Origin of the sequence: Otoolea muris (assembly GCF_943193115.1) — a bacterium.
Lineage (GTDB): Bacteria > Bacillota > Clostridia > Lachnospirales > Lachnospiraceae > Otoolea > Otoolea muris.
Map to the genome: position 1 here is coordinate 25,268 of NZ_CALPCY010000016.1, position 12,306 is coordinate 37,573.

The 12,306-nt window shown below is 44.3% G+C and carries 17 protein-coding genes; all 17 read left to right on the forward strand.

Annotated features, from left to right (window positions below; translation table 11 throughout):
• Nucleotides 1-9: 9 nt before the first annotated feature.
• Complete coding sequence (locus NFS31_RS11450) at nt 10-1,023, forward strand: DUF5104 domain-containing protein (RefSeq protein ID WP_251495024.1); 1,014 nt, start codon at nt 10-12, stop codon at nt 1,021-1,023.
• A 12-nt stretch (nt 1,024-1,035) separates the two neighbouring features.
• A complete protein-coding gene (locus tag NFS31_RS11455; RefSeq protein ID WP_251495027.1) occupies nt 1,036-2,316 on the forward strand; it encodes a hypothetical protein in 1,281 nt (426 codons plus the stop codon).
• Between the two features lie 36 nt (nt 2,317-2,352).
• Nucleotides 2,353-2,859 (forward strand): immunity 42 family protein, encoded by a 507-nt coding sequence (locus NFS31_RS11460; RefSeq protein WP_251495030.1) that lies wholly within the window; start codon nt 2,353-2,355, stop codon nt 2,857-2,859.
• 81 nt (nt 2,860-2,940) lie between these two features.
• Entirely contained in the window at nt 2,941-3,357 is a 417-nt protein-coding gene (locus NFS31_RS11465; protein ID WP_251495033.1) for a DUF7674 family protein, read from the forward strand.
• 462 nt (nt 3,358-3,819) lie between these two features.
• A complete protein-coding gene (locus tag NFS31_RS11470) occupies nt 3,820-4,938 on the forward strand; it encodes a hypothetical protein (RefSeq protein WP_251495035.1) in 1,119 nt (372 codons plus the stop codon).
• Nucleotides 4,939-5,046: 108 nt separating this feature from the next.
• Nucleotides 5,047-5,724 (forward strand): hypothetical protein, encoded by a 678-nt coding sequence (locus NFS31_RS11475; RefSeq protein ID WP_251495038.1) that lies wholly within the window; start codon nt 5,047-5,049, stop codon nt 5,722-5,724.
• Between the two features lie 28 nt (nt 5,725-5,752).
• Nucleotides 5,753-6,346 (forward strand): hypothetical protein, encoded by a 594-nt coding sequence (locus NFS31_RS11480; protein ID WP_251495040.1) that lies wholly within the window; start codon nt 5,753-5,755, stop codon nt 6,344-6,346.
• Between the two features lie 48 nt (nt 6,347-6,394).
• A complete protein-coding gene (locus tag NFS31_RS11485; RefSeq protein ID WP_251495043.1) occupies nt 6,395-6,649 on the forward strand; it encodes a hypothetical protein in 255 nt (84 codons plus the stop codon).
• Between the two features lie 5 nt (nt 6,650-6,654).
• Nucleotides 6,655-7,101 (forward strand): Imm70 family immunity protein, encoded by a 447-nt coding sequence (locus NFS31_RS11490; protein ID WP_251495045.1) that lies wholly within the window; start codon nt 6,655-6,657, stop codon nt 7,099-7,101.
• 57 nt (nt 7,102-7,158) lie between these two features.
• Complete coding sequence (locus tag NFS31_RS11495) at nt 7,159-7,695, forward strand: hypothetical protein (RefSeq protein WP_251495048.1); 537 nt, start codon at nt 7,159-7,161, stop codon at nt 7,693-7,695.
• 38 nt (nt 7,696-7,733) lie between these two features.
• Complete coding sequence (locus NFS31_RS11500) at nt 7,734-8,051, forward strand: hypothetical protein (protein WP_251495051.1); 318 nt, start codon at nt 7,734-7,736, stop codon at nt 8,049-8,051.
• A 57-nt stretch (nt 8,052-8,108) separates the two neighbouring features.
• Entirely contained in the window at nt 8,109-8,486 is a 378-nt protein-coding gene (locus tag NFS31_RS11505; RefSeq protein WP_251495053.1) for a hypothetical protein, read from the forward strand.
• 84 nt (nt 8,487-8,570) lie between these two features.
• Nucleotides 8,571-9,452 carry a DUF4299 family protein gene (locus NFS31_RS11510; RefSeq protein WP_251495055.1) on the forward strand — a complete coding sequence of 294 codons (882 nt, stop codon included), beginning with the start codon at nt 8,571-8,573 and terminating at the stop codon, nt 9,450-9,452.
• 14 nt (nt 9,453-9,466) lie between these two features.
• Nucleotides 9,467-10,228: a hypothetical protein gene (locus tag NFS31_RS11515; protein ID WP_251495056.1), complete on the forward strand. Its 762-nt coding sequence runs from the start codon at nt 9,467-9,469 to the stop codon at nt 10,226-10,228.
• 38 nt (nt 10,229-10,266) lie between these two features.
• A complete protein-coding gene (locus NFS31_RS11520; RefSeq protein WP_251495057.1) occupies nt 10,267-10,557 on the forward strand; it encodes a hypothetical protein in 291 nt (96 codons plus the stop codon).
• A 21-nt stretch (nt 10,558-10,578) separates the two neighbouring features.
• Nucleotides 10,579-11,349 (forward strand): hypothetical protein, encoded by a 771-nt coding sequence (locus NFS31_RS11525; RefSeq protein WP_251495059.1) that lies wholly within the window; start codon nt 10,579-10,581, stop codon nt 11,347-11,349.
• 37 nt (nt 11,350-11,386) lie between these two features.
• Nucleotides 11,387-12,304 (forward strand): SMI1/KNR4 family protein, encoded by a 918-nt coding sequence (locus tag NFS31_RS11530; protein ID WP_251495061.1) that lies wholly within the window; start codon nt 11,387-11,389, stop codon nt 12,302-12,304.
• Nucleotides 12,305-12,306 lie beyond the last annotated feature (2 nt).

Consider the following 12,306-nt stretch of genomic DNA (forward strand, 5'->3'; position numbering starts at 1 on the left):
GGAACTCTGATGAATACCAAACGATTTAGAATGATCATCCCACTGTCTCTTTGTGTGCTGCTCTGTGGCTGCCATGGCAACCTCATCGGAAACCTTTTAGCATCCGAACACACGGAGCTGCTTGTGGATGGGGAATACAAGCCGTTCAATGTTCCGAGAAACACAATGGAGGCGTTAATGAAGCTGGTAGAGGCGGAGGATGCTGATACCATTTATGAGGTTTTTTCTCTGGCTGTACGGGAAAATACAGAGGGACTTTACGGGCAGATTCAAGAGTTTATTCGCTTTGCAGAAGAAAATGTAACCGCCTGGGATTTTTTGTCGGGAACCGGCAAGGGGGATCGGCATAGCGGTGTTGCCACTATGACACGGGCCTCATTCTATACATTCAGCACAGACAGTGGAATCTATCGGTGCGACATTGGCGAGGTGCTGAAAGACACGGTAGAACCAAATTTAGTGGGCTTTTCTGATATAACGGTTTATCCCAATGAGTTATCCTGGGAATATGCGCCTAAAAAGCCAGTGGGCATTTACATTGTATACCGGATGGAGGATCAGCCGCAGGGAGCCATAGGAGGGCCGTATACCATGAAAAGGCTGGTAGAGCTTGCACAGGCGGGTGACACAGACGGCCTCTGTGAGTGCTTTTCTCTGTCGGCTAAGGGAACTGCGGAGGACATGCCGGAAAAAGCGCAGGAGCTGGCGGAGTTTCTGCGTGAACGCATGGCTTCCTGGGAGCATTACACCTGGACGGAGAATATAGAAATGTTAGATGGGGCAAAGGCTACCACACGGGAAATGTTCTTCTATCTGCATACAGACAATGGGCTGTACCGCTGCGATATCCGGGAGGTTCTGGAAAGCAGAGACCCGGCAGATGTCGGCGTTTCCAGCATTTCTGTTTTTCCCGCGCTGTACCCTGGGGAAGATCCAGAATATGAGGACGAAGCATACAAAGAATATTGTACCTGGGGACGAGACAACGCAGGTATTTTCATCGTGTACTGGCAGGATAACTAAGGGGGCTGTTATATGTCAAATGATTACAATACATCTCACAATGAAATCAGTCCTGAATTACAGGGAAGCATCCTGTGGGGCATTTTAGGAAGTGTCATCGGGATGATTGTCTGCATCCTGGTGATGCTGTTATGCTCCCTGTGCCAGATGGAAAGTTCCGGTATCATGCTCCAGCTTTTTGCGGGGCTGGTGATCGGGTGGTTCTACCGTCTGTTCCATGGGTGGCGTTCTAAAACTGCCGCCTATGTCACCGTGGGAGTCTGTACGGTATCGGCCAGCGTCCTCTGGGGAGTGCTGCTGGCTCTTCTGCCTGTTTTCGTTTCTCCGGATCCATTCACCGCGGCGGATTGGGGCAGGCTGTGGGGGAAGATCTGGGAGTTGCTGCTCTTGTGTGCAGGTCTGGGGATGATCGGCTTTTTCTTTACCAGAAAAAGCCTGCTGGCTTATGCGGACTGGAAAAGAGGCCCCTGGCATGTCGCATACGCAGGTGGAAATGGGTATTCCTACAATCTGCTCCCGGAAAAACTTCCTGCTGTCAATCCGCCAGCGTACTTTGCCTTACACAGCCGCTTTGCATCGGGAACCCGGCTCATCGTGGAAGGCAGCAGCCTCCGGTGGAGGAGGCGGCTCCGGAAAGACCGTATGTTTTCCGTCCGTGATATCGCCGGTGTGGTGCTGGGGCCGGGGAATGGCTGTAATGTACTCTATGGCAAGGACTATCAAGTGCTGGCTAAGTTTGCGAGCAGCATGGAACACGCGGACTTGATGTTCCTCTGGCTGCTCCAAAAGAAAGTCTTCATAGTCAATGCGCCTGCCGGATGGCGTTCCCCGGCTGAGGACAGCCCTGAGCCAAAACCAGTGAAATCTTCCATTCCTCAACAGCAATTCACTCTCCGTTTGAAACGCTCTGCCCGAATTGGATTTGCGGGAATGGGATGGTTCCTTTTATTGATTGGACTGGCTCCTTTCCTTGCAGTCATCTTTTCTACTGTGACCATAGCAGAACGGTCGGCGTTAATTATTGTTGGGCTGGTCACAATGGGGATAGGTATTGTCTGTTTACGGACTGGGACGGTGTGCCAAGTGGAAATAGACGGAGAACAGGTTCGGGTGGTTTCTCGGTTCGGGCGGACTAAGGAGTTTTCAGTAAAGGAAGTGTCCTCCGTTTCAAAAAGTTTGGGCTGGATTGTTTTGTATGACAGAGAATTTAATACACTGGCAAAAATTGATTCTTATCTGGAAAATCTTGATAAGCTAAAAGAGTATTTTGCGTTTTATGGGATAAAAATGTGATCCGGGATTTTATAAACATTTTGGGCGGAGGTGGCTATGATATCAGGAAATCCTTATAAATTTGCTGTTTTGAGCGGGGTTATAAATGAATGGAATCTTGATGATACTTTTGGGAATGGAGTTCTGCTTATCTGCATAAATGGTGACATCTATCCAAAAGAGATTGTAACAGCTACTCTCCGATGTGAGATTGAATACCTGAGACAGAAGTTAAGGAACGTTACAACAGACAAGCGGTTATATGTCTTGCCTCCACAACAGGCTTTTGCGGAAATTTACGATATTACTTTCCCAGAAGACACTCAAAATGATAATAATGATTGTTTTAATATAACCCCAGCTGCAATATCAGACTGTAACTGTTTTGTTTTTGCAGTCCGCGATGAAATAAATATAAGGATTTTAGCAAGTAAATTGACTTATGAAACGGAAAACTCCAGGCATAAATTAGAAAACATAAGCATAAGTGAAACTTTTCTTACAGCTGGAGAATTGGAGGAAGTGACAGCAGGTCTGGAAAGAATGCAACAGCCAGAGATGTAGACACGCTAATCGGATTTTGTTCGGACAGCTTAAACCTTTATCCTGTCCGGAACGTTGGAACAAAATGAAGAGGTAAAGGATATGTACTCTTATTCTGAAATAGTGAATGAGTTATTAAAGGAATTTCCAGAGATCAGCAGGCGTTATGCAGAAGAACTGGCATGGATTCAGGATACATTTCAGGATCAGGAAACCAGGGGGCAGACGATTTATTTTGACCGATGCTTCTGTGATTATATTGGCCGTCTGCTGGTGAGCGAGCGCCAGGATAACGTCAAGATAAAAAAAGTTTTTGTTTTTTTAGAGGACATGGCCACAAGTGAAGATCAGGAAGTTAAGAATCTGCTGCAGGTAACGGTTTTGGAATATCTCCGCAGCTGGTATCTGTTACAGAGGGAATCTGAGAAGTTGATGCAGCCAGAAACAAGGAAAATGTTTGATACTGTAAAAGGTTATCTGGAAGAGCCGGCAAAGGATGAAATCCCCGATCTTCTTTGAAACCAGCATTTATCTTACTGTTTCTTGTATCCATTCGGCATGAAATCATCATAAGATGGACGGTATATCGTTTTAATGCTTTACAAATCGGAAAATCCCTCCCTCTTGCGAGAACAGCAGATTTCTGCTATAATTACAATATATTTTTTAGAAAAGGAGCTTGACAAATATGATATCTTGTGTCATTCTTAAGCAAGCAAGCAAGCAAGCAAGCAAGCAAGCAAGCAAGCAAGCAAGCAAGCAAGCAAGCAAGCAAGCAAGCGGAGCGGTGCTATAACTATATAGCCCCGCATATTTGTTATGCTCAATTTTATACCGTCAACAGTGGCGCTCTTATGCCCGCAGGGAACTGCGTGGCGGGGAGCGCCTTTTTGTTTTGAATATAGGCGGTGTTCCATCAATTTGTCTGGAACGTAAATGCCTATATTTCAAACAGTCGGGAGGTAACAAAAATAGTAACAAATGGTTAAGAAAATATTTGCTGTTGGGATGGCCTGCCTGCTGGCTCTGTCGCTTGCGGGCTGTTATGAATACCGGGGTCCCTATACCAGAGCTGATGTAGAGGAATACCTGACAGGAAGATACCCGGATGAAACGATCAATATCCGGCAAGAAGGGCTTCAGACCTGGGAATGTTGGTTTGATGGATTGCCGGATGCGGTTTTCCAGGTCTGGGTAGGACAGGGCGGGGGCGATCCGGTGCCAATGCTCTATTCCCGGCTGGTTTCTGATGAAGCAGAGGTGATCCCAGCATATTATCTGGAGCAATATCAGAACGAGGGAGGCAGCTTAGACGCCTGGGAATTGTATGACGAAATTCTGGATACCAAATATACTTCTATCGCTGATGTCACCCCGGCTTTAGAACAGTTGTCCGCTTTTTACGATTGGATAGAGGGCAAGCCTCTGGCACAGTTGATGCCAAAGGGACAATTTAAGTTCCAGCCGGAACTGCCCTGGCGGACCTACTCTCCCCAGTTCCACAACTTTGAGGAGATGGTTGTCCATGGGCCGCAGGATGAACCGGAGGCGGTTCAGGAAGCCCTGGAGGATTCCGTAAAGAAATATTACGCCTTTTACCAGCTGCCCTGTGATGAATTTTCCCAGACAGAGTTGGAAGAATACGCAGTCAACGCCTGGCCTTGGAGTCCGAAGCCCAGAGTCCGACAAGGGGAGGTAGTTTTGCCGCCGGAGCTGTTTACCGGCATCGGCCTGGAAAGCGGCGTTATCAGCTATGGCGGCCTTTATACGCTGCTGGTCCGTCTGGATTTTGATGTGAAAGGAACGGCGGAGCATTTTACTGTCACCGGCGCAGATGGACATTCCTACGAATTTTCCTACAGCTTTTGGGAGGAAAAGGAGATGGACTGGGCCAATAACGAGACGATCACCCTGCCGGTATGGTATCATCTGCGGGACGGCTACCCTGTTGGAGTGGAGGACGAAACCGGCTGGATGTACCGGGGACCGGTGATTGGCCTCAAAGGAGGCTGGAACATTGACACCCATGACGGACACTTCCATTTTTATATGCCGTTTTTTGAAATTACCGGATTTAGTGCGTCCTGGGATAATGACTGACCTGTATCTTGAAATCTTAATCCTAAGATATGGTCCGCAAGGCCAGTATCATGGCGTTGACACTGGTGATTATTATACATGCATAAAGGATATGGAGCTGTGACAAATATGAAAAAATGCACAATAGGACTGTTTTCAAAAATTGTCACATTTCTGGTCTTTGCGGTTTTGTTTGTTCCACTGACGGGTATTGCCTTCTATTTTGCATTTATCTATCCACAGACACAACATAAGGAACGGCTGATATTTCTGGCTGGTTTAGTCATGTGTGTTGATCTTTTGGGTTATGCCATTTACCGTATGTTTTATTTGGGTCTGGTCTGGACGGAATATGATATGGAAAAGGCTGTTTTCCACTATTCCCGCAAGGAAGAATACCGGTTCCGGTGGGAGGAAATACCGGGGATCCATGTGCAGGCCGAGCGAGCGGGCGGTGGTTATATTTTTTATATCCAGGGAAAGAAGAAGCAGAGAAAGATTCCTTTGAACCGGCTTTCAAGAGGTTATAAGGATTTTGAAAAAACGCTGGAACTGACGGGAGTGCTGCACCGAATCGGCGCAAAGACGCAGGAAGAATTTAAGCGGGATGCGGAAAAGGTATTAGAACAGTATCAGAAATACCGGGAGACTTACCCCAATTCCGTACAGCCGAAGCCCGAAGGTGACTGTGTTGTGTGTCCGGACTGCCAGGGAAAGGGGCTGCTCCTTAAAAAACTTCCGTTGCTGAAGGTAGATGTGGGAAAGATCTGTAAGACCTGCGGCGGCTCTGGCTATCTGCCCCAATAATCACCATATTAAAAGACAGGGAGGATGAATGATGGGAATTTTTGATAAGTTCAAAAAGAAAAAGGAAGTAAAAAGACCAAACTTGATTGTCTTTGAAAAAGGAAATGTTGATAATGACTATGCGAATTTTGAATTGAAGATAAAGCCCCGGATTTCCATAGATGAGGATTTTCCACAGGAGGCATATCAGCTCCTTGCAGGGAGGCGAAAGGAAATGCTGGGGCAGATTGAAGAGATTATTTTCAGGAATTATCTTGATGAAACCAGTGAAGACCTTTCCTCGGAGGTTGGCTGTTTCCCCGATATCCGTTATTTTACGGGGAATTATTATGTTGTGTATGAGAGTTACGGTTTCACTTACCGGGACAAAAATTACCGTCCTTACCACATTAAAAACGGACAATATAGAAATGTAAGCTATAAAGGTAATGAACGACAGGAAAGCTATCTCCCCTTGGACAGCGATGAGATCACAAAGTATTATAACATTTTTATCCAGGTTGGGCTGACCGGAATGGAAAGCGGCCAGGAAGAAGATTATATGAGCCTCGATCTGGTTACGGAAATTGCTTCTCTGGAGGATGAGTTTGAGTTTGAAGTTTTATCTCATGGTGTAATGTAAATGAGAATAATCAGAATATAAATCTCGATTAAAAGGAATATATGAAGAATGAAAAATCAATATACTCGCTGGCAAACAAGAAGGAGAAGTCTTCCAGATCAAAAGAAAAGTGGGAATGGCTGGATACTTGGAAAGTCATGTTTAGCACTGCACTTAACATATCAAATATATAATCTTGCTGAGGAGGCGGAACAGCAAAAAGCGATTCTTCGGCTGATTGTTCCTCGGAAATGCAAATTAAGTCTGGAGTTAAAAGACTTTTTGAATGAACATAAATATGTAAAGGTAATTAGGAGGGATTAACTGGAATGGGGCTATATTTATGTATATTTGATGAAGATGGAGAAGATATTTGTGGAGTAGAAGTTGGACTATATAGATATTTTGAGGAATTTAGGAATTTAATTTCCAAATATACAAATAAAGGTTTAGGCTCCAAAATTCTTAAGCGCAAGAGCAAATTTACATTACCAATGACAACTTTACTAAATCATTCAGATTGCGATGGCAGTTGGAATGTTGATGAGTGCGTCCAGTTAAAAATGGAATTACAGGAAATTAAACAAGTATTTATGAATGAACCACCTGATTTATCAATAATCGAATTAAAGCAGGATATTTTTAAATTTTATGGAATAAAACCTGAAAATTTGTTTGAATGCTTTATTGATTCTGATTGTGAGTTTCTAATCGACAGGTTAATTGGATTATGCGATTTGGCAATTCAAGAAAACCGGTCGATTATGTTTCAATAACACGAAAGAGCCAGAAATAAGCATAAACATCAAGAGCACCACAAGGAGTATTTGACGATGAAAAAATGTATACCTCGTACATCTGACCGTATCATTACGGTTTTGGCAGCCATTGTGTGTGCAATCGCAGCATTTTTCGCTTTCCGTGAATTGCTCAATGGCGGACAGCCTCCGGTGGTATTTTCTGCTATGGGCATTTTACTTGGCAGTATTGCCATACATACGATCTGGCGCATGATCTATATGGGCAACTGGGGATTCTTCTACGATGATGAAAAAATCATTTTTGCATTGTCCCGTAAAGACCGGCGGGAGTTTCGATGGGAAGAACTTCAAAATTCAAAGACGAATATAGTTTATCCCTCCTCTCCTGCTGCATGGTATTTTTACTTTCAGGATGAAAAGAAAACAAGGAAGATTGCTGTTACGCCCCGCATGGCAGGCTACAATGAATTTGTAGACATGCTTAAGAAAAAAGGATTTCCCGCCCAAAGTCCTGGCGCTTTCAATTTTGATAAAAATGCCGCTAAGGATATTTTCCATGAGGTATTTGGAGAGGATTTTGGAAAAAGCAGCAAGAATGAGAGCAAATAAATATAGTTAAATATAAATCGGAAATTGAGGTGCATATAATGATTTTTCAAATGGCAAGTACATCAGCTTATGATGAGAATGAAGTTCAAGTATGTATTCTCGCTGAAAAAGGAGAAACAATTAGAATTGGAGACATTATTGCAATCCCAATGAATGACCATACTTTTGAACAACGTGAGATAATGGCTATGTATAGGGATAGAAAGAAGTGGGAAAAGGGTAAAGGCTTATTCTCTGAAATAAAGGAAGGTGAATGGGCGGAATGTATCATTCATAATATCCATTCAGGAAGGATTCATACAATCAGCGCGCCCTATGATGAAGACTTGTTAAAAGATGGTTGGGTATGCGGTTAAATGGAAGTGGGAGCAAGAGTAAGTAATTTTTCACACAACACAAGGAGGAATACATCTATGCTGCATTGGATTGCAATTATACTCGGAATTGCCTTTACACTTTTTCAACTTTTTTATGGTTTTATAGTAATATGTAGTTTGATAGAAAATACAGGATATAAAATCCTTAGCATTGTTTTTGGCATCTGCCATGCAATTTCACCGGTTTTGTTCGTATTCTTTGGCTATCAGTGCCTTTTGCGTAAGATAGCGCAATATGGCGTATTAAAAGCAGGTATCGGTATGGTTGTTTGTTTTACCATATATTTTGTTGCAGTTTCAGTTTGGAATAGGATTGTATTGGGGTATGTTCCTGAAACATGGAAGATAGGTCTTTTGACAGTGGCACAAGTGATTGTTTCAGCTATATTTATTTACGGCTTTTTATATTTTTAAGCAACATAACGAATATGCTGCATAGCTGTTAGATTTTTGATTCAAATATGTTTGTTTGCATAAATAGACGAGGGAGATTTTGCTATGGCATTTACTTTGCAGATCAGACAGAAGAAACTATTCGGAAAGACGATACTTGATATCCCATCGCTGGCTCACGCCTGCGGCTTTTGCTATGGTTCCAATAATGATTTTTATATCCTTCAGGAAAATGAGCAGAGCCAGGGAACCGCTGTTTTTTATAATCCTGAGCGTATAGGACGGGGGATCTTTTTTAATGGCGGCAAGGCCAGGGAAGGATATTATGAGATAAGCTATAATATCCCTACCACCAAGGCAGAGATTATGGATTTTACCAGGCTTGCAGGTGAGATGGAAAGGCGTCTGGGTAGAGTGGAAATGTACTGTGTGGAGGAAGATAGGGCTTTCAGCATCAGGGAACTGGAGCAGGGGATTGAGAATTTTGTCATGTTCAATCGGAAGTCACTGAACCAGTTTTGCGGGAATAAAGAATTTGGGAGCCATATCCTTACGCTGGCCAGGTGGCCTTATACGCTGACAGTGGACAAGGTAGCCGCATGGGAGGCATGTACAGATCTTTCAGACTTCGAGCAGACGCTGCATGATATTCAGGCATTGGATGTCTATTACGCAAAGCCGAGGCTTCTGCAGAAAAACGGTACAAAAGAGATAGGAGCCTTTTATGTCTTGACAGAAGAATGTGAGAGTGTTTTTCCTGTCCGTGTTGACGGGTTCCTGAATCTGAGTAAACTGAAAATAACAGAAGGGTTCGTCCAGTTTGTACTTTACAGTGAGAAGCGTGCGCTGGAGGGGATGTTCCCTTATGGGAGTTTTATTGAGGAAATGAGAAAGCATGATGGTGTCCGGCAGTTCGATGCGGACCATATCCTGATCCCGCCTATGACAAAAGCGGATCTGGAAGAACTGGCCGGGAAACTGCACTGAAAGGGAAGAACCATATGGACGGGGCATGGAAAGAAAAGCGGGAAACAGAAAAAGGAATCAAAGAATATATACAGGCCAGCGGCATGGGCCTGAGTAAAAAAGAAGAACAGGATTTTAAAGCCCTTGTTCTCCAGAACGAAGAAACGGCCAGGAAAGTATTCCGGGATTCAAACCATGTAGGAAAAGGGTATATTCTGATCTTCTTGAATTCGGAAGGAAAAGGCATCGATATTGCAAAAGAGGAGGCAGCAGCCTGGACTTGCCAGATGGAATTTATAAACAGCAGTGCTGTAGAAGAGCAGGCGTTCCGGTCCTGGCTTTCAGGAGAAACAGACGTAATGCCGGAAAGAATGCCTGCGAATAAATACATCATGGGATTTCCGTACAGAAAAAATGTGGAACTCTGTTATTTATCAAAGGTATGCACGTTTACAGAAAGGCTCGTGGCTTATGGGATAAAAAAGGGATATGTGGATATGGTACGGGGGCCAGTGAGGGAGATGTTGCGCGAGCTGGGAGCCGCTTACGCACACTCTTTTCTTGCGCATACAGTCCAGACATATCAGTTATCAGAAGAAGATATTATACAGATGTATTCTGCAGTCTATGCAGGGCCGGGAAAAACGAAAGTGGAAAAGGAGTTTTACCGGAGCTTTGTCTGTACATGGCTGGAGCAGGATAAAGACGGGTATATAGCGGCCATTGAAAAGATAAGTAAAGATATGCGGAAAAAGATATTTGCTGTGTTAAAAAGAGAGAACCTGTATACAGCATAGATGGTTTTTAAGGATATCGTGTGTGGAAAGGAAACGGCATGAAAATATTTGAAGGGTACGGCCTGTCGTTGCATAAAAGGGAGAATAATTATTATATCCGTTATATGGCTGGAGAAATAGTATCCTGGCTTGTTGAGATTAACATTACTCCAGAGGAGGCAAGGCAGGTACAAATCAGTGCAAGCCAGGCAAACGAAATAATATATAAATATCAAAACCAATGTTATGTTGAAACAGGAAGCTACTGGCGGAAAAGTGATTTCCTATCCCCGGAGGAAATGCGTCGGGAAGGATATCTGGTTTCAGAGGGAACACAACCTCTGGTTTAGAAAAATAAAGGGAGGGAATTTATGAAATACACTCTTGATACAGAGTTTTCATCACTGAACGGGCCAAAGGCGGCTAACTGGATGATGGACTTTCAGGATATAGCCCACGATGCTTTTGCGGACAGCAACAGCCATTCCCGGCTTTTGGGAAATCTTTTAATTCTGGAACCATATATGCACACACTTCGCCAGGGCCTGGCGAATCAGGGCAGGACGCTTCCGACTATTCTTCAAAAGGCGATTGATCCACTTTGGGACTATCTGGAGGGAAAGAAAGCAGTCTCTGATTTTCAGGACTTTGCCAATAACCTTTATGCCGCTACCCTTGATTATAATGTGGGGGAAGAAATAACCGAGGCACAGGCAGAATTTTCCAGGAACTTCGTAGATATCCCCTGGGGAAAAACCTGTGAATGGCAGATACTCACATGGCTTTCTACTCTTTTGATGGAAGTGGCCGCCACCTGCGGCGGACGGCTGGATTTTGAAGAATTTGAGGAATATGAACAGGAAATAGATTTTTCTGAAATGGATGAAATGCTGAATATGTTAGCGGATGCCAGCATTGAGCTTACTGGTACGCCACTCCAATCCAATAAAGCAGTAGACGTGATGAACGCATGGGAGCAGGTTTCCCAGACACCGCTGTTCCGGCAGGTTATAGAGCGCATTCAAAACGGGCTGAAAGCCGCATTGTCTGCTGTGCCGGAGCAGTATCCGGCTCTGCGGGAAGAATACCGCCGGTATACGATTCTTCCGAAAGAATATGCTGCAAAGCTGTTAGAAATTTGATTCATGGTATCAAAAGCAGGTGAAGGAGAACTTGTTTATGTTTTTAAAAAAAGAAAAACCTAAATTTGAAGTACGCCCGTTGTACTCAATCCGTGAGGAACTGGAACTGATCAGGGAGTTTTGCTGGCAGCCCAAACTGGAGGCAGGCAAGATCTACACTGAGGAAGAAATAGACGTAGTAGAAAAGCGGCTGAACTTTAAGCTGCCGCAGCCTCTCCGGGAACTTTACCTGGTACTGGGCGACTATATGTGCGATAAGAAAGATACCTGGTTCTGCCGCCCAGAGGAGCTCCATTGGAGCGGTAAGTATCTGTTGGTGACAGCCATGGAGAGAACCAATCGGGGCTGGGGAATCTACGGAAAAGACCCCTATCTCTCGGTGTATAACTGGCAGCGAAGCGGAGTCAACAGTTATGGCGAAGAGAAGGATGAAAAACCGAAATCAGAGGTGGTAAGAAAAAGCGCATACAATCAGTATTTCTCGAAAGCCTGCTTTTATTGGGATATTTTTATTATCCAACATGTGCTGGATAAGGTTTTGTGGGACTGGTGGAAGCTGCACAAAACCCGGATGACAGAGGAAATGTCTCCTTTTTACATCGGCTGCCTTTTGCCAAGACCTGCAGAAGAAATACGGAAAGTCCGTAAAAGGATGGAGGAATGGCTGATTCCCATTTCGTTAAAGTCTGAGCTTATTCGCGTAGAGCTGTACGGAAAGAATATGGGGCCGGAAGATTATATCGTCTATGCTTATACGGATCCGGAGAAAACCCTGCTGATCCTGTCCTTTAGCGCCCAAGAAAAATATGGGATGATCACTAAGGAGCCTGTTCCCTATTCCTTTGCAGAACAGGTGGAAGAAAAAACCGGGATGCTGTTTTGGTCCTGGAATGGGCAGGGCCGGGAACGGACGGAAGAAAAAGAAAAGGAGATGCAGGCGGCGGGCCTGTTTTAAAG